This window comes from Pseudomonas sp. P65(2024), assembly GCF_057480955.1.
On the sequence record NZ_JBLIYX010000020.1, the window covers coordinates 1 to 21,101 of the forward strand.

The 21,101-nt window shown below is 66.2% G+C and carries 22 protein-coding genes; 15 read left to right on the forward strand and 7 right to left on the reverse strand.

Translation table 11 applies throughout. From position 1 onward, the window contains the following. Positions 1–504 precede the first annotated feature (504 nt). Together AC25MA_RS22185 and aptA are read right to left on the reverse strand one after the other, a co-directional pair. Positions 505–1,998, reverse strand: a complete 1,494-nt coding sequence (locus AC25MA_RS22185) for a CoA-acylating methylmalonate-semialdehyde dehydrogenase (protein ID WP_028691392.1) — start codon at positions 1,996–1,998, stop codon at positions 505–507. 71 nt (positions 1,999–2,069) lie between these two features. Then, positions 2,070–3,416, reverse strand: a complete 1,347-nt coding sequence (gene aptA / locus AC25MA_RS22190; protein ID WP_028691391.1) for an omega-aminotransferase AptA — start codon at positions 3,414–3,416, stop codon at positions 2,070–2,072. A gap of 119 nt (positions 3,417–3,535) precedes the next feature. Here aptA and AC25MA_RS22195 point away from each other — a divergent pair, with 119 nt between their 5' ends. The 5 genes from AC25MA_RS22195 (at position 3,536) to AC25MA_RS22215 (ending at position 7,964) form a co-directional block, all read left to right on the forward strand. Further along, the gene (locus AC25MA_RS22195; RefSeq protein ID WP_028691390.1) at positions 3,536–4,453 is read left to right on the forward strand and encodes a LysR family transcriptional regulator; all 918 of its coding nucleotides are present in this window, start codon (positions 3,536–3,538) and stop codon (positions 4,451–4,453) included. 85 nt (positions 4,454–4,538) lie between these two features. Continuing rightward, positions 4,539–5,201 (forward strand): TetR/AcrR family transcriptional regulator, encoded by a 663-nt coding sequence (locus tag AC25MA_RS22200; protein ID WP_028691389.1) that lies wholly within the window; start codon positions 4,539–4,541, stop codon positions 5,199–5,201. 9 nt (positions 5,202–5,210) lie between these two features. Beyond that, entirely contained in the window at positions 5,211–5,795 is a 585-nt protein-coding gene (locus AC25MA_RS22205) for an IMPACT family protein (RefSeq protein ID WP_028691388.1), read from the forward strand. A 445-nt stretch (positions 5,796–6,240) separates the two neighbouring features. Continuing rightward, positions 6,241–6,927: an SDR family oxidoreductase gene (locus tag AC25MA_RS22210; RefSeq protein WP_182324518.1), complete on the forward strand. Its 687-nt coding sequence runs from the start codon at positions 6,241–6,243 to the stop codon at positions 6,925–6,927. An 86-nt stretch (positions 6,928–7,013) separates the two neighbouring features. Next, on the forward strand, positions 7,014–7,964 hold the full coding sequence (locus AC25MA_RS22215; RefSeq protein WP_028691386.1) for an adenosine deaminase: 951 nt from the start codon (positions 7,014–7,016) through the stop codon (positions 7,962–7,964). Here AC25MA_RS22215 and AC25MA_RS22220 read toward each other — a convergent pair. Beyond that, positions 7,961–8,671: an ArsR/SmtB family transcription factor gene (locus tag AC25MA_RS22220; RefSeq protein WP_062362044.1), complete on the reverse strand. Its 711-nt coding sequence runs from the start codon at positions 8,669–8,671 to the stop codon at positions 7,961–7,963. The two genes, AC25MA_RS22215 and AC25MA_RS22220, sit on opposite strands and share 4 nt — an antisense overlap. 491 nt (positions 8,672–9,162) lie before the next feature. On the opposite strand from AC25MA_RS22220, the gene AC25MA_RS22225 reads away from it, so the two are divergent. After that, positions 9,163–9,360, forward strand: coding sequence for a hypothetical protein (locus AC25MA_RS22225; protein ID WP_088851503.1), 198 nt, complete (start codon positions 9,163–9,165; stop codon positions 9,358–9,360). Here the strand turns inward: AC25MA_RS22225 and AC25MA_RS22230 are convergent. Together AC25MA_RS22230 and AC25MA_RS22235 are read right to left on the reverse strand one after the other, a co-directional pair. Next, entirely contained in the window at positions 9,311–10,492 is a 1,182-nt protein-coding gene (locus tag AC25MA_RS22230) for a multidrug effflux MFS transporter (protein WP_028691384.1), read from the reverse strand. The genes AC25MA_RS22225 and AC25MA_RS22230 overlap by 50 nt on opposite strands. Before the next feature lie 169 nt (positions 10,493–10,661). Continuing rightward, entirely contained in the window at positions 10,662–10,859 is a 198-nt protein-coding gene (locus AC25MA_RS22235; protein ID WP_028691383.1) for a heavy-metal-associated domain-containing protein, read from the reverse strand. Between the two features lie 146 nt (positions 10,860–11,005). On the opposite strand from AC25MA_RS22235, the gene AC25MA_RS22240 reads away from it, so the two are divergent. From AC25MA_RS22240 to cueR, 3 genes are read left to right on the forward strand one after another with little or no spacing between them, the layout of a single operon-like run. Next, a complete protein-coding gene (locus tag AC25MA_RS22240; RefSeq protein WP_028691382.1) occupies positions 11,006–11,392 on the forward strand; it encodes a hypothetical protein in 387 nt (128 codons plus the stop codon). Positions 11,393–11,446: 54 nt separating this feature from the next. Then, on the forward strand, positions 11,447–13,846 hold the full coding sequence (locus AC25MA_RS22245; protein WP_028691381.1) for a heavy metal translocating P-type ATPase: 2,400 nt from the start codon (positions 11,447–11,449) through the stop codon (positions 13,844–13,846). After that, positions 13,843–14,247, forward strand: a complete 405-nt coding sequence (gene cueR, locus AC25MA_RS22250; protein ID WP_028691380.1) for a Cu(I)-responsive transcriptional regulator — start codon at positions 13,843–13,845, stop codon at positions 14,245–14,247. Before AC25MA_RS22245 ends, cueR begins: the two co-directional genes overlap by 4 nt. Before the next feature lie 18 nt (positions 14,248–14,265). Here the strand turns inward: cueR and AC25MA_RS22255 are convergent, their stop codons facing one another. Both AC25MA_RS22255 and AC25MA_RS22260 read right to left on the reverse strand, forming a co-directional pair. Beyond that, positions 14,266–15,042, reverse strand: a complete 777-nt coding sequence (locus AC25MA_RS22255; RefSeq protein ID WP_028691379.1) for an AraC family transcriptional regulator — start codon at positions 15,040–15,042, stop codon at positions 14,266–14,268. A gap of 48 nt (positions 15,043–15,090) precedes the next feature. Beyond that, the gene (locus AC25MA_RS22260; RefSeq protein WP_486972385.1) at positions 15,091–16,368 is read right to left on the reverse strand and encodes an acetyl-CoA C-acetyltransferase; all 1,278 of its coding nucleotides are present in this window, start codon (positions 16,366–16,368) and stop codon (positions 15,091–15,093) included. Positions 16,369–16,485: 117 nt separating this feature from the next. On the opposite strand from AC25MA_RS22260, the gene AC25MA_RS22265 reads away from it, so the two are divergent. Genes AC25MA_RS22265 through AC25MA_RS22290 form a run of 6 tightly spaced genes read left to right on the forward strand, consistent with a single transcriptional unit; the run spans position 16,486 to position 21,027 of the window. Then, a complete protein-coding gene (locus tag AC25MA_RS22265) occupies positions 16,486–17,838 on the forward strand; it encodes a 3-oxoacyl-ACP reductase (RefSeq protein ID WP_486972386.1) in 1,353 nt (450 codons plus the stop codon). Between the two features lie 2 nt (positions 17,839–17,840). Beyond that, on the forward strand, positions 17,841–18,692 hold the full coding sequence (locus tag AC25MA_RS22270) for a MaoC family dehydratase (RefSeq protein WP_088851502.1): 852 nt from the start codon (positions 17,841–17,843) through the stop codon (positions 18,690–18,692). Positions 18,693–18,748: 56 nt separating this feature from the next. Further along, positions 18,749–19,054: a MazG-like family protein gene (locus AC25MA_RS22275; RefSeq protein WP_028691375.1), complete on the forward strand. Its 306-nt coding sequence runs from the start codon at positions 18,749–18,751 to the stop codon at positions 19,052–19,054. Further along, complete coding sequence (locus AC25MA_RS22280; protein WP_062362070.1) at positions 19,051–19,800, forward strand: methyltransferase domain-containing protein; 750 nt, start codon at positions 19,051–19,053, stop codon at positions 19,798–19,800. The genes AC25MA_RS22275 and AC25MA_RS22280 overlap by 4 nt, the downstream gene beginning before the upstream one ends. A 20-nt stretch (positions 19,801–19,820) precedes the next feature. Next, positions 19,821–20,447 (forward strand): DUF4136 domain-containing protein, encoded by a 627-nt coding sequence (locus tag AC25MA_RS22285; protein ID WP_486972387.1) that lies wholly within the window; start codon positions 19,821–19,823, stop codon positions 20,445–20,447. Between the two features lie 19 nt (positions 20,448–20,466). After that, positions 20,467–21,027 carry a DUF4136 domain-containing protein gene (locus tag AC25MA_RS22290; RefSeq protein WP_486972388.1) on the forward strand — a complete coding sequence of 187 codons (561 nt, stop codon included), beginning with the start codon at positions 20,467–20,469 and terminating at the stop codon, positions 21,025–21,027. The last annotated feature ends 74 nt before the right edge of the window (positions 21,028–21,101 follow it).

Below are 21,101 nucleotides of genomic sequence, written 5' to 3' on the forward strand. Positions count from 1 at the left end.
CAAGCACCCACACGAATTGCTTGATTCAATTTGTTAAAGAGCGTTTGGCTGAGAGCGTTTCGTCTCAACCGAGGCGCGCATTCTACGCTTTCCTCATTTCGTGTCAAGCGTTTATTTTGAGGTTTTTAACGAAGAACTCGTTTCACTTCAAACACTTGACTCGCCGCGATCTCTCGTAGCGGGAGGCAAATCATACAGCGTTACAACCTGCTGTCAACTGCCTTTTTCACCGCTGCCGATCAGATGATCGAAGCACTTCCGATACTACCTGAAACATTCAACCTATTGATTAACAATAAGTTTTTCGTTTCGACTACGTCGGAAGTGGGGCGCATTATAAGGGGATCTGAGAGGGCGTCAACCGTTAATTTCATTAAAGTGAAATATCGGGGGAAAACACCGCGTCAGGGCTGCCAGCTGCCCATCACAGCCCTAGCACTTATATAAGCAGCCAAAAAACAAAGCGGGGCGGCCTGTCGGCCGCCCCGCTTTCATCCCTGCGCCTTACAGGCTCGGGAACGCAAACTGCGAAGCCTCATGGCTGGCCCGCTGTGGCCAGCGCTGGGTGATCGCCTTGCGACGGGTATAGAAGCGCACACCGTCCGGACCATAGGCATGCAGGTCGCCGAACAGCGAACGCTTCCAGCCACCAAAGCTGTGGTACGCCACCGGCACCGGCAGCGGTACGTTGACACCCACCATGCCCACTTCGATCTCGTCGCAGAACAGCCGCGCCGCTTCACCGTCACGGGTGAAGATGCAGGTTCCGTTACCGTACTCGTGCTCGTTGATCAGCTGCATGGCCTGTTCCAGGCTGTTCACCCGCACCACGCACAGCACCGGACCGAAGATCTCTTCCTTATAAATACGCATCTCGGGGGTGACCTTGTCGAACAGGGTACCGCCAACGAAATAGCCATCCTCGTTACCGGCCACACGGTAGCCGCGACCATCGACCACCAGCTTGGCGCCAGCGGCGACGCCGTCATCGATGTAGCCCACCACCTTGTCACGCGCGGCGGCGGTCACCAGCGGGCCCATGTCCAGGCCACAGGCAGTGCCGGCACCGATCTTCAGCGCCTTGATCTGCGGCTCCAGCTTGGCGATCAGCGCATCAGCCACCTGGTCGCCGACACACACCGCCACCGAAATGGCCATGCAGCGTTCGCCGCAGGAACCGTAGGCCGCGCCCATCAGCGCGCTGACGGCGTTGTCCAGGTCGGCGTCAGGCATCAGCACCGCATGGTTCTTCGCGCCGCCCAGCGCCTGGACGCGCTTGCCGCGCTTGGTGCCCTCGGCATAAATGTACTCAGCGATCGGGGTCGAACCAACGAAGCTCAGGGCCTTGACCTCCGGCGCCTCGATCAGCGCATCGACCGCTTCCTTGTCGCCATGCACGACGTTGAGGATGCCTTTCGGCAGGCCGGCTTCCAGCAGCAGCTGGGCGATGTACAGGGTCGAGCTCGGATCGCGCTCGGACGGCTTGAGGATGAAGGCGTTGCCGCAGGCGATGGCCAGCGGGTACATCCACAGCGGCACCATGGCCGGGAAGTTGAACGGGGTGATGCCGGCCACGATGCCCAGCGGCTGGAAGTCGGACCAGGCATCGATGTTCGGGCCGACGTTGCGGCTGTACTCACCCTTGAGCAGCTCAGGGGCAGCGCAGGCGAACTCGACGTTCTCGATGCCACGCTTGAGCTCACCCGCCGCGTCTTCCAGGGTCTTGCCGTGCTCCTCGCTGATCATCTGCGAGATCTTCGCCTCGTTCTGCTCCAGCAGCTGCTTGAAGCGGAACATCACCTGGGCACGCTTGGCCGGCGGGGTGTTGCGCCAGGCCGGGAAGGCGGCCTTGGCCGAATCGATGGCCTGCTGGATGGTGGCGCGGCTGGCCAGTTCGACCTTGCGCACGGCCTGGCCGGTGGACGGGTTGAAGACATCGGCGGTGCGCTCGCCCTTGGTGACCAGCTCGCCGTGGATCAGGTGCTGAACAATGCTCATGCAGAACTCCAGATAAAGAAGGTAGAGACAGGCGCGTGGTACTCACGCGCCCGACGTCAAAATCAGAAAAGTCAGTCGACCTTGTTCAAGGCTTCGCCCACCGCGTCGAACAGGCGATCCAGTTCCTGCGGCTGGGTGTTGAAGGTTGGCCCGAACTGCAGGGTGTCGCCACCGAAGCGTACATAGAAGCCGGCTTGCCAGAGCTTCATGGCCGCCTCGTACGGACGGACGATAGCATCACCGTCGCGCGCGGCGATCTGGATGGCGCCGGCCAGGCCGTAGTTGCGGATGTCGACGACGTTCTTCGTCCCCTTGATGCCGTGCAGCAGCTTCTCGAAGTGTGGCGCCAGCTCGGCGGCGGACTGCACCAGGCTTTCCTTCTGCAGCAGGTCCAGCGCGGCGATACCGGCGGCACAGGCGACCGGGTGTGCCGAGTAGGTGTAGCCGTGGGGGAATTCCACGGCGTACTCGGGGGTCGGCTGGTTCATGAAAGTCTGATAGATCTCGCTGGTGGCGATCACCGCCCCCATCGGGATGGCGCCGTTGGTGACTTGCTTGGCGATGCACATCAGGTCCGGAGTGACGCCGAAGGCTTCGGCGCCGGTCATCGCGCCCATGCGGCCGAAACCGGTGATCACTTCGTCGAAGATCAGCAGGATGTTGTGCTGGCTGCAGATCTCGCGCAGGCGCTTGAGGTAGCCCTTCGGCGGCGGCAGCACACCGGCGGAACCGGCCAGCGGCTCGACGATCACTGCGGCGATGTTAGAGGCGTCATGCAGCTCGATCAGTTTGAGCATCTCGTCAGCCAGGGCGATGCCGCCCTCTTCCGGCATGCCCTTGCTGAACACGTTGGCCGGCAGCACGGTGTGAGGCAGGTGATCGACGTCCAGCAATTGACCAAACAGCTTGCGGTTGCCGTTGACCCCGCCCAGGCTGGTGCCGGCGATGTTCACGCCGTGGTAACCACGGGCACGGCCGATGATCTTGGTCTTGGTGGCCTGGCCCTTCAGGCGCCAGTAGGCGCGTACCATTTTCAACGCGGTGTCGGCGCACTCGGAGCCGGAGTTGGTGAAGAACACATGGTTCAGGTCGCCCGGCACCAGGTCGACGATCTTCTCGGCCAGCTGGAACGACAGCGGGTGGCCGAACTGGAAGGCCGGCGAATAATCGAGGGTGGCGACCTGACGGGCCACCGCCTCGCTGATCTCCTTGCGGGTATGCCCGGCACCGCAGGTCCACAGGCCCGAGAGGGCGTCGAACACTTTGCGGCCCTTGTCGTCGACCAGGTAGTTGCCTTCGGCCGCCACGATCAGGCGCGGGTCGCGCTGGAAGTTGCGGTTGGCGGTGTACGGCATCCAGTGGGCGTCCAGCTTGAGCTGGCTGGCCAGACCGACCTGGACGGTTTCGGGCATGTTCATCGGGCGATTCCTCGGAAGACGATTAGGCAACGATGGGTGTTGTTGCAGCTAAATTGTCACGGCGATAAAGTTCGAAAAACCCAGCATTTCTAATCTTCAGTCAGCGGATAACTAAACTAATGAGCCGACGTCCCGATCCCCTCGCCCAAGTCAGCGATTTCGACATCCGCCTGCTGAAAATCTACCGCAGCGTCGTCGAATGCGGCGGTTTCTCGGCGGCGGAGAACGTGCTGGGGATCGGCCGCTCGGCGATCAGCCAGCAGATGAACGACCTCGAGCAACGCCTGGGTCTGCGTCTGTGCCAACGGGGGCGCGCCGGGTTTTCGCTCACCGAGGAAGGCCGCGAGGTCTACCACTCGGCGTTGCAGTTGCTCAGCGCCCTGGAGACCTTTCGCACCGAGGTGAACGGCCTGCACCAGCACCTGCGCGGCGAACTGAACATCGGCCTCACCGACAACCTGGTGACTTTGCCGCACATGCGCATCACCCATGCCCTGGCCGAACTGAAGGACCGCGGCCCGGACGTGCGCATCCAGATCCGCATGATCGCGCCAAGCCAGGTCGAGCAGGGTGTGCTCGATGGCAGCCTGCATGTCGGCGTGGTGCCTCAGACCAGCCCACTGTCGGGGCTTGAGTACCAGCCGCTGTACAGCGAGCGCTCACTGCTCTACTGCGCGGTCGGCCATCCGCTGTTCTATGCCGATGACCAGCAGATCGACGACGACCGCCTCAATGACCAGGATGCGATCGCCCCAACTTTCCGCCTGCCGGCCGACATCCAGGCCCATTACCAGGCCTTGCGCTGCACCGCCAGTGCCTCGGACCGCGAAGGCATGGCCTTCCTCATCCTCACCGGACGTTACATCGGCTACCTGCCCGACCATTACGCGATGCTCTGGGTGCAGCAGGGGCGCCTGCGTGCGCTCAAACCCGCCCAGCGCTTCTATGACCTGAGCCTGAGCTGGGTGACGCGCAAGGGCCGTCGGCCGAACCTGGTGCTGGAAAGCTTCCTCGAGAGCCTGGCTGCGACACGTTGATACGTATCTCTACCGCTAATGCTTGTCACTTCGGCACAGGCAGGTAATCTGTCGGACATCTGTAACGACCCGCCCGGAATCGTCCATGACCCTAGAAGTCCCTGCGCATCGCTCCCCCGCCTCGGGCAAGCCCGCCGGCCGCATCCGCCAGAAGAACGAGCAGGCCATCATCCAGGCCGCCGAAGACGAATTCGCCCGCCACGGCTACAAGGGCACGAGCATGAACACCATCGCGCTCAAGGCCGGGCTGCCCAAGGCCAACCTGCACTACTACTTCACCAACAAGCTGGGCCTGTACATCGCGGTGCTGAGCAACATCATCGAGCTGTGGGACAGCACCTTCAATGCCCTGAGCGTGGAAGACGACCCGGCCGTGGCGCTCAGCCACTACATCCGCACCAAGATGGAGTTTTCCCGACGCAACCCGCAGGCCTCGCGAATATTCGCCATGGAAGTGATCAGCGGCGGCGAATGCCTGAGCGAGTACTTCAGCGCCGACTACCGCGAATGGTTCCGCGGCCGTGCCGCGGTGTTCCAAGCCTGGATGGACGCCGGCAAGATGGACCGGGTCGACCCTGTGCACCTGATCTTCCTGCTCTGGGGCAGCACCCAGCACTACGCCGACTTCGCCACCCAGATCTGCCAGGTGACCGGCCGCAGCCGGCTGACCAAGCAGGACATGGAAGACGCCAGCAACAACCTTATCCACATCATTCTCAAAGGCTGCGGCATCAGCACGCCCGCCTGACCCGGACTTATGCCTTCTACCCTGCTCGAGCTCTGCGAGTTCCGCGAGGACATCCGCAAGAGCCGCTTCATCACCCTCGCCGGCCCGATCAGTAGCCCGGCCGAGGCCATGGCCTTCATCGAACGCCACAGCGACCTGGCGGCCACCCACAATTGCTGGGCCTGGAAGCTCGGCGGCCAATACCGCAGCAGCGACGACGGCGAGCCCGGCGGCACGGCCGGGCGCCCGATCCTTGCCGCCATCGAGGCCCAGGACTGTGACCAGGTGGTGGTTCTGGTGATCCGCTGGTACGGCGGCATCCAACTGGGCACCGGCGGCCTGGCCCGGGCCTACGGCGGCGGCGCCAACAAATGCCTGCAGCAGGCGCCCAAGCGCTTGCTGGTACAGCGCAGCGAGTTCGCCTGCAGCTGCACCTTCAGCGAACTGGCGCTGGTCAAGTTGCGCCTGGGCGAAGTCGACGGCCTGGTGCTGGACGAGCAGTTCACCGCCAACGGCGTCGACCTGCGCATCGCCCTGGGTGACAGCCACCTCGAGGTGCTGCAGCAGCAGCTCGCCGACCTGAGCCGCGGGCGCATCCTGCTGGAACGAGCCTGAGCGTTGCCCACAACTGCTGTGGGCCTGCCTGTGGATAAGCTTGGGGCACTCCGCTGCAGGCCTTGTTCCGCAAGGCCTGCAGCGTATTGAGCATATTTTGATCACATTTGTGTGACATTAACCCAAGTCACTGAAAGCGTGTGAGTTATCCCCAGTCAGCAGCGACTGCGTTCCCTGAAACGGGCATTTTCAGGCTGTCGCGCTTGCACACAATTACTGTGGAGCAGCCTGTGGATAACCCGTGAACCACCCTGTCAGACCCCGTCTCCACAGGCCTTTCAGACCTTCGATCATTTTTTGACCAGCCGCGACAGGGCAGCCGACCTCTTCCTGGTTTATGCTCGTCACCCAGGCCCTCCCAGTGGAGGGCAACCGCCACGTTGCCGCGCGACAAGCGAACCTGTGCACAACACCGCTCGCCGCGCCCTTGATATGGAGTATCGCTATGAACGCCAACAAGACCGCCCTCATCATCGGCGCCTCCCGAGGTCTCGGCCTGGGCTTGGTACAACGCCTGCGCGAAGATGGGTGGAACGTCGTCGCCACCGTGCGCGACCCGCAACAGCCGGGTGCGCTGGGCGAAGTCCCCGGGGTGCGCATCGAGCGCCTGGAGATGAACGACACGGCCCAGCTCGACGGGCTCAAGCAGCGCCTGCAAGACGAAGTATTCGACCTGCTGTTCGTCAACGCCGGGGTGATGGGCCCGCTGCCGCAGGACCTGGAAAGCGTGCAGGTACAGCAGGTCGGCGAGCTGTTCATGACCAACGCCGTGGCGCCGATCCGTGTGGCCCGTCGCCTGGCCGGCCAGGTGCGCGAAGGCAGCGGCGTGCTGGCGTTCATGAGCTCGATCCTGGGCAGTGTGACCATCCCCGACGGTGGCGAAGTCTGCCTGTACAAGGCCAGCAAGGCCGCGCTCAACTCGATGATCAACAGCTTCGTGGTCGAGCTGCAGCGCCCCGACCTGGCCGTGCTGGCCATGCACCCGGGCTGGGTGAAGACCGACATGGGCGGCGAGAACGCCGAGATCGACGTGCTGACCAGCACCCGGGGCATGCTCGAGCAAGTCAAGGCCCAGAGCGGCAATGGCGGCCTGCGCTTCATCAACTACAAGGGTGAAGCGCTCATCTGGTAAACCCGGGCGTTGCGGCCTGGGTGGGCGCATTGCCCGGCCAGGCCCTGTAGAATGGCGGCCAACCGTACCTGATCGAGATTGCACACATGTATGAATGGCTGAACGCCTTGCCCAAGGCGGAACTGCACATGCACCTGGAGGGCTCGCTGGAGCCTGAACTGCTGTTCGCCCTGGCCGAACGCAACAAGATCGCGCTGCCCTGGGCGGACGTCGAGACCCTGCGCAGCGCCTATGCCTTCAACAACCTGCAGGAATTCCTCGACCTCTACTACCAGGGCGCGGATGTCCTGCGCACCGAGCAGGACTTCTACGACCTGACCTGGGCCTACCTGCAGCGCTGCAAGGCGCAGAACGTCATCCACACCGAGCCGTTCTTCGACCCGCAGACCCACACCGACCGGGGCATCCCGTTCGAGGTGGTGCTCGATGGCATCAACCGGGCCTTGAAGGATGGTCGCGAGCAGCTGGGCATCAGCAGCGGCCTGATTCTCAGCTTTCTGCGCCACCTGAGTGAAGACGAGGCACAGAAGACCCTGGACCAGGCCCTGCCCTTCCGCGATGCCTTCGTCGCCGTGGGCCTGGACAGCTCGGAAAAAGGCCATCCGCCGAGCAAGTTCCAGCGCGTCTTCGATCGCGCCCGCAGCGAAGGCTTCCTGACCGTGGCCCATGCCGGCGAGGAAGGCCCGCCCGAGTACATCTGGGAAGCCCTCGACTTGCTGAAGATCCAGCGGATCGATCACGGCGTGCGCGCCATCGAGGACGAGCGCCTGATGCAGCGCATCATCGACGAGCAGATCCCGCTGACCGTCTGCCCGCTGTCCAACACCAAGCTGTGCGTGTTCGAACACATGGGCCAGCACAACATCCTCGACATGCTCGAGCGTGGGGTGAAAGTTACCGTCAACTCCGATGATCCAGCCTACTTCGGTGGCTACGTCACCGAGAACTTCCACGCCCTGCATCAGCACCTGGGCATGACCCAGGACCAGGCACGCCGCCTGGCGCAGAACAGCCTGGATGCGCGACTGGTCCGCTAGCCGACCTGCCGGGCCGGGAGGCAGGCGATCGCGTTGATCTGCTGCTGGCCGAGCGGTGTGAGTTGCACCGCCCGGCTGCCCTCCTGCTCACGCACCCAACCCGACTGGGTGAACAAGCGGAGCAAGGCCTTGCCCAGGCAACCGCCCAGGTGCGGGCCCTGATCGTTCCATTTACTGCAGTGGCATATCACGCAGCCGCGCCGGTCACCGGCGGCCATCGCGTCAATGAATACCCCCAGAGCCTCCAGGTGCTCCTTGCCCTCCTGGCTCACCGACAGGTACTGCTCGCTGCCCTCCAGCCAACCGGCCACCTGCAGGCGGTGGAGCAGCGCGGCGGCCACTTCGCCGCCCAGGTGATCACCACACAGGCGTGCCTTGCGCATCGACAGGGGAATCTGCAGTGTCGTGCCCTGCTCCCCAGGTGAGCGCGTCGCCAGTTGCACGCTGGCCAAGGCTTCCACCGCAGTGCCGACCTCCGGCGTGGCCAGGCGAAAGAAGCGCTTGCGCCCACGCGCCTCGTGCCTGAGCAGCCCGGCACTGCACAACAGCGACAGGTGCGCACAGGCCGACGACGTGCTCAGCCCGGTGAGCACGGCAAGCTCGTCCGCCGCACGCGGGGTACCATCGATCAACGCCCACAACATGGCGCTGCGCTTGGGATCGGCCATCAGGTTGGCGACCTGACTGATGCTGCGGACTGCGTTCATGAACCTGAAGCTCCCTGATGAATCCCGCCTGCTGGCGAACGCCGCAGATGCCCTGCCTCCGGTGTGGGCAAGCGCGGGATGGTTCGTGTGCCGGATGGTGGTCGCCAGCCCAGGGAAACGCTCACCCTTCGCTGGCCGCCAGGGGGCAGTATAAGCCGCTGGAGGGCACTCGCCGTGAGGGAGGCATGCCCCAGATGGGTCGGTATACGCCTTCCCAAAATCGTTCTTAAAGATGCGTCTGTCAGAGTGGCTGACGACTGACTCTGCCCATCCCCCGTGCTACCGTGGCTCTAGCGGGAACGCAGCTGACAGCAACGAACCAGGGGGTCGATATGTCCGACTGGAAGAGGGAAAATTTCCGCCCTGCAAAACAGAACGTCTCCCAGCGTCAGACCGTCATGACCGTCAGTCTGGGTGCTGATCGCGGTCATGGCGCGAGCCGGGGGCAGCGCTACACTAGTTCCGCTCCCGCTCACTTGAGGTGGATCGCGATGAAGATTGTCGTCAGTGCGTCGAACCGGAACCCCGCCTGCCCCTGGCAGGTCCAGCTCGACCAGCATGTGGTGAGTTTCCGCAGCGAGGCCGAGGCGCGATCGTTCGTCGCCCTGCTGGAGGCGCGTCTCAACGCGCCCCACCCGCTCACGCGGGCCGGCTGGCCTGCAGGCGCCGGGTCAGCATTGCGACACTGACCACCAGCGCGCCGCACAAGCTGATCACCAGCGCCATGGGCACCGCGCTGCCGTCGTGCAGCACTCCGACCAGCGCCGCCGCGCCTGCGGCGACGCTGAACTGCAGGCAGCCCATCAGGGCCGAGGCACTGCCAGCCCGCGTTCCTTGCCCGCTCATGGCGCAGGCCGAAGCGTTGGGGATGATGCAACCGAGGCTGGCGATACACACGAACAGCGGCACCAATAATGGCCAGAGCTGTGCCGGGCGCAACGCCGCCACCACCAACAGCGCCAGCGCCGCCACCAGGTACAACCACACCGCTCGCGCCAGCAGGAATGCCGGACCGCGCTTGGCCAGCAGCCGCGCATTGACCTGGGCCATCAGGATGAAGCCGGCGGCGTTGGTGCCGAACAGCCAGCCGTAGTGCTCGGGCGGCACGCCGTAGAGCTTGATGAACACGAACGGCGAACCGGCGATGTAGGCGAACATCCCAGCGATGGCGATGCCGCCGGTCAGCGCATGTCCGACGAACACCCGGTCGCCGAACAGGCTCAGGTACTGGCGCAGCGCGCCCGACAGCGGCTGGCGCGGTACATGGGCCGGCAGGCTCTCCGGCAGGCCCAGGCCGACGGCGAGCAGGCATGCCGCACTGAACAGGCCCAAGGCCAGGAAGATCGACTGCCAGCCTGCCACGTTGACCAGCACGCCACCGAGCATCGGCGCGAGGATCGGCGCCAGGCCCATCACCAGCATCAGTTGCGAAAACACCTTGGCCGAGGCCACCGCGTCACACTTGTCGCTGACGATCGCCCGCGACAGCACCATGCCGGCGCAGCCACCCAGGGCCTGGACGAAACGCGCCAGGATCAGGCTGTCGAGATTTGGGGCATAGGCGCAGGCCAGTGACGCCACGGTAAACAGGCCAACCCCGAACAGCAGCGGCAGACGCCGGCCGAAACGGTCGGCCACCGGCCCGTAAGCGAGCTGGCCCAGGGACAAGCCGAGGAAATAGGCGGCCAGGGTGGTCTGCACATGCTTTTCGTCGGTGCCGAAGGCATGCGCCATGGCCGGGAAGGCCGGTAGATAAAAGTCGATCGCCAGAGGCCCGAACGCACTGAGGGCGCCGAGAATCAGCAAGGTTCGAAGGTTCATGGAAAATCCATAGCAGGCTAAGCAAGTCCGCTAGTCTACCTGAAAACCTTTGTATTGATTTTGTAGGTGCACCACGGAAACCGTGCACCGTCAGTCAGATCGCGCGCCGCCTGCGCGGCGCGCGATCTCATCGGCGCCGCAAGACTATCGCCATGCACACCGCGATAACTCAGGCGACCTCGGCCTGATACCCCTCTTCACGAATCGCCGCCAGGATCTGATCCGCCGCCAGGGCACTTTCCACCCGCACCTGGCGCGCCGCCAGGTCCACTTCCACGCGTGCCGCCGCATCCTGCTCCTGCACCGCCCGGGTCACGCCCTTCACACAATGGCCACAGGTCATGCCTTGTACATTGAACACTTGCATCGAGGTTGCCTCCTTGTGGGTTTTGCCCAGTCTCAGCCTTGCCATCGGGGCAAGGTCAAGTTCCGCAGAAAACGGCCGGGCTGGAAATCCGCGCGCGCCTCGGCCAAGCTGCGCCTTTGACGATTTTGGCAAGCAGGAGATTTTTCATGATCAGGGCAGCATTGGGCCTCGTTGGATTGCTGGGCGCGCTGGCCGTCGTGCCACCGGCCAGCGCCGAGGGCAATTCGGACTACAGCGTGCTGATCATTTCCCGGGAACGCCTGGAGGTGGCCACCAGCTGCGAGATCGGCATCTACCTCAACGACCAGCTGTCCGGCCGCCTGTTCCAGGAGCAGTCAACCTCATTCAACCTGCCGCCGGGCCCCGTCGATGTGCGCCTGCGCCTGTTGCCCGGGCAGGTTCCCGGCTGCGCGCCCGGCGTCGAGGACCAGCGCAGCACGCGCCTGACCTTGCAGGCGGGCCAGATCAACAAATACCGGATCGCCATGGGGCACAATGGCCTGGTGCTCAAGAGAGCCGGCCTGGGCTATTGACCTTGCCCGCATGGCAAGGTTGATGCTGGAGGCCTGTCCACGGAGGAGAGAGCCATGCCCGCATCCACCACCTTCGACCTGCCGATCGGTGGCATGACCTGCGCCAGCTGCGCAGGTCGGGTCGAACGCGCCCTGCGCAAGGTCACCGGTACCGAACACGTCAGCGTCAACCTCGCCACCGAGCAGGCCCGGGTCCAGGCCCCGGCCGACAGCCTGCCGGCGCTGGTCGACGCGGTGCGCGACGCCGGCTACAGCGTCCCCACCCGTACCCTCGAACTGCAGATCGGCGGCATGACCTGTGCCAGTTGCGCCGGCCGGGTCGAGCGCGCCCTCGGCAAACTGCCGGGGGTCGAGCAGGTCAGCGTCAACCTGGCCAACGAACGCGCCCACCTTGAAGTACTTGAGGGCGTCGACGACGGCGCGCTGATCGCCGCGGTCGAGAAGGCCGGCTACAGCGCCACCCTGCCGCTGGCCAGCCACGATGACCAGGCACAGGCCCGACGCCGCCTGCGCAACGAACGCCTGGCGGTCGCCGCGGCCCTGCTGCTGGCCCTGCCGCTGGTGCTGCCGATGCTGGTGCAACCGTTCGGCCTGCACTGGATGCTGCCGGCCTGGGCGCAGTTCCTGCTGGCCACCCCGGTGCAGTTCATCCTTGGCGCACGCTTCTACGTCGCCGCCTGGAAGGCCGTGCGCGCAGGTGCCGGCAACATGGACCTGCTGGTCGCCCTGGGCACCAGCGCCGGCTACGGCCTGAGCCTGTACCAATGGGCCAACGCCCACGCCGGCATGACGCCGCACCTGTACTTCGAAGCCTCGGCGGTGGTGATCGCCCTGGTGCTGCTGGGCAAGTACCTGGAAAGCCGCGCCAAGCGCCAGACCGCCAGCGCCATCCGGGCACTGGAGGCCCTGCGCCCGGAACGCGCCGTGCGGGTGGTCGAGGGGCGCGAGGAAGACGTCGCCATCAGCCAGCTGCGCCTCGACGATGTGGTGCTGGTCAAGCCCGGCGAGCGCTTCCCGGTCGATGGCCAGGTGCTCGAAGGCAGCAGCCACGCCGACGAAGCCCTGATCAGCGGTGAAAGCCTGCCGGTGCCCAAGCAGCCCGGCGACGCGGTGACCGGCGGCGCCATCAACGGCGAAGGCCGCCTGCTGGTGAAGACCCTGGCGCTGGGCACCGAGACCGTGCTCGCCCGCATCATCCGCCTGGTCGAGGACGCCCAGGCGGCCAAGGCGCCGATCCAGAAGCTGGTCGACCGGGTCAGCCAGGTATTCGTCCCCGCCGTGCTGGTGCTGGCCCTGGTGACCTTGGTCGGCTGGTGGCTGGCCGGCGCACCGCTGGAAACCGCGCTGATCAACGCCGTCGCCGTGCTGGTGATCGCCTGCCCCTGCGCCTTGGGCCTGGCCACGCCCGCGGCGATCATGGCCGGCACCGGTGTCGCCGCCCGCCACGGCATCCTGATCAAGGACGCCGAAGCGCTGGAGCGCGCCCATGCGGTCAACCGCGTGGTATTCGACAAGACCGGCACCCTTACCTCCGGCAGTCCGCGCATCGTCCACCAGCAGGCCAGCAGCGGTGACGATAACCAACTGCTGCGCCTGGCCGGCGCCCTGCAGCGTGGCAGCGAGCACCCCTTGGCCAAGGCGGTGCTCGATGCCTGCGCCGAACGCGATCTTGACGTACCGCAAGTGGCCGACAGCCAGTCCCTCACCGGCCGTGGCATCGCCGGCCAGGTGGAGGGCCGCGAGCTGGCCCTGGGAAACCGCCGCCTGCTCGACGAGAGCCGGCTGGTACCGGGCGAGCTGGCCGCCAGCGCCCAAGCCTGGGAGGCCGAGGGCCGCACCCTGTCCTGGCTGATCGAACTCGGCAGCCACCCCCGCGTGCTGGGCCTGTTCGCCTTCGGCGACAGTCTCAAACCCGGCGCCGGCCAGGCCATCGCCGCCTTGCATGCGCGCCACATCAGCAGCCACCTGCTGACCGGCGACAACCGCGGCAGCGCCAAGGTGGTGGCCGAGGCGCTCGGCATCGACGACGTGCACGCCGAAGTGCTGCCGGCGGACAAGGCCGCCACGGTGGCCGCGCTCAAGCAACAGGGCGTGGTGGCGATGGTCGGCGACGGCATCAACGACGCCCCGGCGCTGGCGGCCGCCGACATCGGCATCGCCATGGGCGGCGGCACCGACGTGGCCATGCAGGCGGCCGGCATCACCCTGATGCGCGGCGATCCGCGCCTGGTACCCGCGGCACTGGAAATCAGCCGCAAGACCTACGCGAAGATCCGCCAGAACCTGTTCTGGGCATTCATCTACAACCTGATCGGCATCCCCCTGGCCGCGCTGGGCTACCTCAATCCGGTGCTGGCCGGCGCCGCCATGGCGTTGTCCAGCGTCAGCGTGGTGAGCAATGCCCTGTGGCTGAAGACCTGGAAACCCACCGCCATCGACCAGGAGGCCCCATGAACATCGGCCAGGCCGCCCGCCGCAGCGGGCTGAGCGCCAAGATGATCCGCTACTACGAGTCCATCGGCCTGCTGCGCCCCGCCACGCGAAGCGAAAGCGGCTACCGGCTGTACCAGCAGGAGGACCTGCACAGCCTGGCGTTCATCAAGCGATCACGTGATCTGGGCTTTTCCCTGGAAGAAGTCGCCAAGCTGCTGACCCTGTGGCAGGACCGCCAGCGCGCCAGCGCCGACGTGAAGGCCCTGGCCATGCAGCATATCGAGGCGCTGAACAAGCGCATCGAGGAGTTGGTGAGCCTGCGCGACACCCTCGGCGAGCTGGTGGCCCACTGCCAGGGCGACGACCGGCCGGACTGTCCGATCCTCAAGGACCTGGCCAATGGCAGCGGGTGCTGTCACTGACCGAAACAGCAGCCGCTACTACAGGCGCAGTTCCCCTGGCGTGGCGCCGAACAGCTGGCGAAAGGCGGCGATGTAGGCCGAAGTCGAGTCATACCCGCAGCCCAGCGCGGCCTGGGTGACGCTCTCTCCGGCCTCCAGCAGCGCCAGCGACGACAGCAGGCGCATGCGCTGGCGCCAGTTGCGAAAGCTCAGCCCCGTCTCGCGCTGGAACAGGCGCATCAGGGTCTTTTCCGATACCCCGAGTTGCACCGCCCACTGCTGCAGGGTCTGGGGCCGGTCGGGGGCGGCGATCAAGCCGTTGCACAACGCCAGCAAGCCCGGGTGGCGCGGCAGCGGCAGCGAGAACCCCACCTGCGGCAGGGTGCGCAGCTGGTCCAGCAACACGGCCACCAACCGCGCCTCGGCACTGTCGCCTTCCGGGTAGTTCACCGCGAAGGTGCAGAACTGCTTGATCAGCTCCCGCGCCAGCGGCGTGACCTCCAGCACCCGGCATTCGCCCGGTGCCCAGGGACAGGCATCGCGGCGCACATACAGGCTACGCATCTCGGCCTGCATCGAGGTCAGCACTTCATGCTCGGTGCCGGCCGGGATCCACACGCCCCACTGCGGCGGGGCGAAGTAGCTGCCGTCACTGGTGTACACGCCAAGCACGCCGCTGATGGCATAGGAAAATTGCACCCAGTCATGCTGGTGACGGGTGGTCCAGGACCCGGCGCCCAGGCTCTCGGCGCGGGCGTAGAGCGGCCTGGGCAACTGGTCCAGGGCGGGGATGGGACGTGGTCCGGTGATCGACATGCTAAGGCCTGGTGTCTCGGGTCGGACAAGGGTACCAGCCATCGCCGCCTAGCGTTCGACGATCGCCGTTACCCCCTGCCCACCCGCCGCGCAGATCGAGATCAGGCCACGCCCCTTGCCACGCTCGCCCAGCAGCTTGGCCATGTTCGCCAGTATCCGCCCTCCCGTCGCCGCGAACGGATGCCCGGCGGCCAGCGAGCTGCCCTTCACATTCAGCTTGGCGCGATTGATCGACCCCAACGGCCCTTCGAGCCCCAGGCGCGTGCGACAGTAGTCGGCATCCTCCCAAGCCTTGAGGGTACAGAGCACCTGGGCGGCGAAGGCTTCGTGGATCTCGTAGAAGTCGAAATCCTGCAAGGTCAGGCCATTGCGCGCCAGCAGCCGCGGCACCGCGTACACCGGTGCCATCAGCAGCCCCTCCTGACCATGGACGAAATCGACGGCCGCCGCCTCGCCGTCCACCAGGTAGGCCTGCACCTTCAGGCCCTGCGTCTCGGCCCAGGCCTCGCTGCCGAGCAACACCAGCGAGGCGCCATCGGTCAGCGGCGTGGAATTGCCCGGCGTGAGCGTGCCCAGGCCGCTGCGCTCGAACACCGGCTTGAGCTTGGCCAGCTGCTCCAGGCTCAGGTCGGCGCGCAGGTTGTTGTCCCGGGTCAGGCCAAGGTAGGGCGTGAGCAGGTTGTCGTGCCAGCCCTCGCGGTAGGACGCCGCCAGGTGCTGATGGCTGAGCAGGGCCAGTTCATCCTGCTCCTCGCGGCCGATCTGCCAGGTCTGCGCCATGCGTTCGCAGTGCTCGCCCATCGACAGCCCGGTGCGCGGCTCGCCATTACGCGGCAACTCGGGCTTGAGCAGGCCCGGGCGCAGTTTCAGGAAGGGTTTGAGACGTTCGCCGAGGGTCTTGCCGCGGTTGGCCTGCAGCAGGATCTGCCGCAGCCCTTCGCTCACGGCGATGGGCGCGTCCGAGGTGGTGTCGACGCCCCCGGCGATGCCGCTGTCGATCTGCCCCAGGGCGATCTTGTTGGCCACCAGCAACGCCGCTTCCAGGCCGGTGCCACAGGCCTGCTGGATGTCGTAGGCCGGCGTCTGCGGCGACAGCCTCGAGCCCAGCACGCACTCGCGGGTCAGGTTCATGTCACGCGAATGCTTGAGCACCGCGCCGGCCGCCACTTCGCCCAGACGCAGGCCGTGCAGGCGGTAACGCTCCACCAGGCCCTCGAGGGCCGCCGTGAGCATCGCCTGGTTGCTGGCCTTGGCGTAGGCGCCGTTGGAGCGGGCGAAGGGAATCCGGTTGCCCCCCAGGATCGCGACCCGGCGAATTGACTGCATGCCTGTATTCCTCCTGAAACAATTTGATCCTTAAGCCTAGGTTCTTTTCGCGCATTCGAACGACCCTGCCACAAACTTGGTCCACACTTGCATGCTTGCCTTCAGGGAGAACCGTACATGAGCGACCGCTATCTGGGCTTTGCCAACTCCACCCTCGGACGAAAACTGGTCGATGCCCTCGGCCTGCCCCGCCCGGTGCCGCTGGAACGCTGGCAGGCCGGGCGCCTGCGCCCCATCGAGGGCGCACTGGTGCTGGGCGGCGGGCCGCTGGCAGCCCAGGTGGCGGCGATCGCTCCACGCCTGACCGCCGACTGCTACGGCTTCGCCAGCGACGCGCTCGAGGTCCCGGCCTGGGTCGCGGGCCTGGGGCCGAAGCTCAAGGCGGTGGTGTTCGATGCCAGTCACCTGTCCGACAGCGATGACCTCAAGCAGTTGCGCGAATTTTTCCAACCCCTGCTGCGCAGCCTGGCCTCCAGCGCCCACGTGGTGATCCTGGGGCGTGCGCCAGAAGGCGTCGCCGATGCGCAGGCCAGCGTTGCCCAGCGGGCCCTGGAAGGCTTCAGCCGCTCGCTGGCCAAGGAACTGCGCATTGGCGCCACGGCCAACCTGCTGTATGTCGCCGAAGGCGCCGAAAGCCAGCTCGAGGGCGCGCTGCGCTTCTTCCTTTCGCCCAAGAGCGCGTTCGTTTCCGGCCAAGTCCTGCGCCTGACGCCCTGCGCCGCCCAGGTGCAGGACTGGACCCGGCCGCTGGCCGGCCGCCACGCCCTGGTCACTGGCGCCGCCCGGGGCATCGGCGCGGCGATTGCCGAAACCCTGGCCCGAGACGGCGCCGAGGTGACGCTGCTCGACGTGCCCCAGGCCCAGCGCGACCTCGACGCCCTCGCCGCGCGCCTGGGCGGTCGTGCCCTGGCGCTGGACATCTGCGCCGCCGATGCCGCCGCGCAACTGCTCGAAGCCCTGCCCCAGGGCCTGGATATCGTCGTGCACAACGCCGGCATCACCCGCGACAAGACCCTCGCCAACATGACCCCGGAGTACTGGGACGCAGTGCTGGCGGTCAACCTCAAGGCGCCCCAGGTGCTGACCGAGGCGCTGTTCGAAGGCGGCAAGCTGCACGCGGATGCGCGCATCACCCTGCTCGCCTCGGTCAGCGGCATCGCCGGCAACCGCGGCCAGTCCAACTACGCGGCCAGCAAGGCCGGGCTGATCGGCTTCGCCCAGGCCTGGGCGCCACGCCTGGCCGAACAGGGCGCCAGCATCAACGCGGTGGCGCCAGGCTTTATCGAAACGCACATGACCGCGGCCATGCCCATGGGCCTGCGCGAGGCCGGCCGACGCCTGAGTTCGCTGGGCCAGGGCGGCTTGCCGCAGGACGTCGCCGAAGCCATCGCCTGGCTCAGCCAGCCGGGCTCGGGCGCGGTCAATGGCCAGGCCCTGCGGGTCTGCGGCCAGGCCTTGATGGGAGCCTGACCATGACCCGATCCTGGCACGACCTGCACAGCCCCGAATCACGACCGAGCCTGTACCTGCGCGCCCTCGGCAAACGCAAGATCCGTGGCAGCCAGCTGCCGGAGCAGGGCCTGCGCTGCTTCCTGCGGGTCGACCCCGCCAACCTGGCGGCCTACCGCCGGCTCTGCCACTTCGCCGACGATGGCCGCCTGCCGGGCACCTACCCGCACGTCATGGCTTTCAGCCTGCAACTGCAACTGCTCACCGCCGAGGACTTTCCCTTCCCGTTGCTGGGGCTGGTGCACCTGCACAACAGCCTGCAGGTGCTGCGCCCCCTGGGCGGCATCGACGGGCTGCGCTTCGCGGTGTATGCCGACAACCTGCAGCCCCATGAAAAAGGCGGCACCTTCGACCTGGTGACCGAGGCCGAGGATGGCCTCGGCCTGCTCTGGCGCGAAACCAGCCGCATGCTGGTGCGCGGCCTCAAGCTCGACGCACCGGCCGCGGAACTCGCCGACACAACGTCCGCCACGTTGCCCGAAGCCACCCGCTGGTATGCCGACGGCGATATCGGCCGGCGCTACGCCAGGGTCTGCGGCGACTACAACCCGATCCACCTGAGCAGCCTCACGGCACGCCTGTTCGGCTTCCCCAGGGCCATCGCCCACGGCATGTGGAGCAAGGCCATGGCGCTGGCGGCCTTGCAGGGGCACCTGCCCAAGGCCGGATATGCCTTCGCGGTGGACTTCCACAAACCGGTGCGCCTGCCTTCGGAGGTGATATTGAGCGCCAGCCAGGCGGGGCCGAGCGGCGAGCTGCGCCTGGATGGCCACGGCGGCCTGCTGCATATGCTCGGCAGTTGGCGCACGCTCTGATCGGGCTTGCTTTGCAAGGCACCTCGCCGGAAGCTATGCGCCACGAGGAGACCCCGATGAACCTGCAAGAACTGACCGAACGCCTGCACCGCATCCGCGACACCAACGACTGGCGGGTGTTTCACAGCCCGAAGAACCTGGCCATGGCCGCCAGCGTCGAAATGGCCGAGTTGGTGGAGATCTTCCAGTGGCTGACCGAGGACGAGTCCCGCCGGCTGCCCGCCGACAAGCTCGCCCACGCCGGCCAGGAAGTCGGCGATATCGTCCTCTACCTGTTGCTGCTGTGCAGTGAGCTGGGACTGGACATGAACGAGGTGGTGCGGGCCAAGCTCGCCGACAGCGAGAGGCGCTTCGGCAAATGAACGACCGTCATTTCGATGAGCTGGCCAGCCGCTTCGCCGAGAAGATCTACGGCGGCGCCAAGGGCGCCATCCGCCTGGCGGTGCTCCAGGCCGACCTGGCCGAGGCCCTGCCCGACCGCCCCCTGCGGGTGCTCGATATCGGCGCGGGCCTCGGCCACATGGCCCTGTGGCTGGCCCAGCGCGGCCACCAGGTGACCCTTGCCGAACCCGCCGCGCCGATGCTCGACGGCGCCCGTGCGCGCTTCGCCGAGGCCGGCCAGCAGGCGACCTTCATCCAGGCGCCGTGGCAGGACCTGCTCGGCCAACTCACCGAACCCTACGACCTGGTGCTATGCCACGCCGTGCTCGAATGGCTGGCCGAGCCCGAGAGCATCCTGCCGGTGCTGCACCAGCTGACCGCGCCGGGTGGCTGGCTGTCGCTGGCCTTCTACAACCGCGACGCGCTGGTCTACCGCAACCTGCTCAAGGGCCATTTCCGCAAGTTGCGGCACAATCGGCTGGCCGGCGAAAAGCAGAGCCTCACACCACAGAAACCACTTGATCCACGCCAGCTCAAGGCGCAACTTGAAGCTCTGTGGCAGGTCGAAAGCGAGAGCGGCGTACGGGTGTTCCACGACTACATGCCCAAGGAGTTCCAGGACAAGGCCGAGCTGCTCGACCTGCTGGAGATGGAACTGGCGCACCGCCGTCACCCCAGCTTCGCCGGCCTGGGCCGCTACCTGCACTGGATGTGCCGCCCCCACTGACCCGCTCGCCAGGAGGATCCATGCCGTATCGTCTGCTCTGCCTGGCCCTGCTCCCCTTCGCTCTGGCCGCCTGCCAGGGCAGCAACCCCTATGTCGCCAGCGGCAAGCCGCTGCCGCCGGCGCCGCCCCAGGCCGCCAGTACCTTCGATGCCAGCGCCTACCCCGCGCCGACACGCGACTACGGCCGTTACCGCAGCTGGAGCTGGCGCAACAACCAGCCACCCGGGGGCCTGGCCAACGCGACGCCGGGCCAGCTGGCCGACGCGGTGAGCGGTGCCCTCGACCAGCACGGCCTGCGCCCGGCACGCAATGCGCCCGCCGACCTGCTGGTGAGCGCCGACGTGCGTCTGGAGCGGCGCCTGCGCCAGGTGCGCGACTACGATCCCTACTACGGCCCCTACCCTTACGGCGGCGTCGGCTACGGCGGCTATCGCAACGGCTATGGCGGCTACGCAAGCGTGCCGATCGTGCGCACCTACGAAGTCGAGGTGATGGTGGTGCGCATCGACCTGTTCGATGCCCGCAACGGCCAGCCGGTGTGGAGCGCCAGCGCCGAAAGCGGCAGCGACAAGGACTCGCCGCGTGAGCGCGAAAGCGCCCTGCGCGAGTCAGTGAGCAAGGCGATGAGCGGCTATCCTCCCAGCTAACGTTCAACGGAGAACCACCATGTTGCGCCGTCTCGTTCTACTGTCCTTAGCCCTGCTGCTGGCCGCCTGTTCGAGCAACAACGTGCAGCACGATTTCGATGCCAGCCGCGACTTCGCCGCCTATCGCAGCTGGGCCTGGCAGGAACCGGGCCTGCAATATCGCCCGGACGATCCGCGGATCAAGAGCGACCTGACCGAGCATCGCATTCGCCAGGCGGTCTCCAACCAGCTCGACCAGCGCGGCCTGCGCCCGGTCCAGGGCAATGCCCGGGCGGATGTGAAGGTGCGCGCCTACCTGATCGTCGAGGACCGCCAGCAGCAGGTCACCACCAACTACGGCGGTGCCTGGGGTGGTTATTGGGGCGGTTACTGGGGCGGGCCGATGTACAACGAGACGCGCAGCGTCGACTACAAGGTGGCGACCATTCAGGTCGACCTGTTCGATGGCCGCGACGGCAAGCTGGTATGGCGCGGCAGCGCCGAGCAGATCATGAACAACTACCCGCCCAGCCCGCAGGAGCGCAATGCGGCGATCCAGAAGACCGTGACCCAGGTGCTGAGCAACTATCCGCCGCACTGAAGCCTGCGCGCCGCTCCCACAGAGATCGCGTGCAGCAGACAAGGCAACTTGCCATCACCTTGACTACACTCCTT

Excerpts from the sequence above, each read along its gene's own strand:
- AC25MA_RS22185 (WP_028691392.1), bottom strand. The coding sequence starts at position 1,998 with ATGAGCATTGTTCAGCACCTGATCCACGGCGAGCTGGTCACCAAGGGC.
- aptA (WP_028691391.1), bottom strand. The coding sequence starts at position 3,416 with ATGAACATGCCCGAAACCGTCCAGGTCGGTCTGGCCAGCCAGCTCAAG.
- AC25MA_RS22195 (WP_028691390.1), top strand. The coding sequence starts at position 3,536 with ATGAGCCGACGTCCCGATCCCCTCGCCCAAGTCAGCGATTTCGACATC.
- AC25MA_RS22200 (WP_028691389.1), top strand. The coding sequence starts at position 4,539 with ATGACCCTAGAAGTCCCTGCGCATCGCTCCCCCGCCTCGGGCAAGCCC.
- AC25MA_RS22205 (WP_028691388.1), top strand. The coding sequence starts at position 5,211 with ATGCCTTCTACCCTGCTCGAGCTCTGCGAGTTCCGCGAGGACATCCGC.
- AC25MA_RS22210 (WP_182324518.1), top strand. The coding sequence starts at position 6,241 with ATGAACGCCAACAAGACCGCCCTCATCATCGGCGCCTCCCGAGGTCTC.
- AC25MA_RS22215 (WP_028691386.1), top strand. The coding sequence starts at position 7,014 with ATGTATGAATGGCTGAACGCCTTGCCCAAGGCGGAACTGCACATGCAC.
- AC25MA_RS22220 (WP_062362044.1), bottom strand. The coding sequence starts at position 8,671 with ATGAACGCAGTCCGCAGCATCAGTCAGGTCGCCAACCTGATGGCCGAT.
- AC25MA_RS22225 (WP_088851503.1), top strand. The coding sequence starts at position 9,163 with ATGAAGATTGTCGTCAGTGCGTCGAACCGGAACCCCGCCTGCCCCTGG.
- AC25MA_RS22230 (WP_028691384.1), bottom strand. The coding sequence starts at position 10,492 with ATGAACCTTCGAACCTTGCTGATTCTCGGCGCCCTCAGTGCGTTCGGG.
- AC25MA_RS22235 (WP_028691383.1), bottom strand. The coding sequence starts at position 10,859 with ATGCAAGTGTTCAATGTACAAGGCATGACCTGTGGCCATTGTGTGAAG.
- AC25MA_RS22240 (WP_028691382.1), top strand. The coding sequence starts at position 11,006 with ATGATCAGGGCAGCATTGGGCCTCGTTGGATTGCTGGGCGCGCTGGCC.
- AC25MA_RS22245 (WP_028691381.1), top strand. The coding sequence starts at position 11,447 with ATGCCCGCATCCACCACCTTCGACCTGCCGATCGGTGGCATGACCTGC.
- cueR (WP_028691380.1), top strand. The coding sequence starts at position 13,843 with ATGAACATCGGCCAGGCCGCCCGCCGCAGCGGGCTGAGCGCCAAGATG.
- AC25MA_RS22255 (WP_028691379.1), bottom strand. The coding sequence starts at position 15,042 with ATGTCGATCACCGGACCACGTCCCATCCCCGCCCTGGACCAGTTGCCC.
- AC25MA_RS22260 (WP_486972385.1), bottom strand. The coding sequence starts at position 16,368 with ATGCAGTCAATTCGCCGGGTCGCGATCCTGGGGGGCAACCGGATTCCC.
- AC25MA_RS22265 (WP_486972386.1), top strand. The coding sequence starts at position 16,486 with ATGAGCGACCGCTATCTGGGCTTTGCCAACTCCACCCTCGGACGAAAA.
- AC25MA_RS22270 (WP_088851502.1), top strand. The coding sequence starts at position 17,841 with ATGACCCGATCCTGGCACGACCTGCACAGCCCCGAATCACGACCGAGC.
- AC25MA_RS22275 (WP_028691375.1), top strand. The coding sequence starts at position 18,749 with ATGAACCTGCAAGAACTGACCGAACGCCTGCACCGCATCCGCGACACC.
- AC25MA_RS22280 (WP_062362070.1), top strand. The coding sequence starts at position 19,051 with ATGAACGACCGTCATTTCGATGAGCTGGCCAGCCGCTTCGCCGAGAAG.
- AC25MA_RS22285 (WP_486972387.1), top strand. The coding sequence starts at position 19,821 with ATGCCGTATCGTCTGCTCTGCCTGGCCCTGCTCCCCTTCGCTCTGGCC.
- AC25MA_RS22290 (WP_486972388.1), top strand. The coding sequence starts at position 20,467 with ATGTTGCGCCGTCTCGTTCTACTGTCCTTAGCCCTGCTGCTGGCCGCC.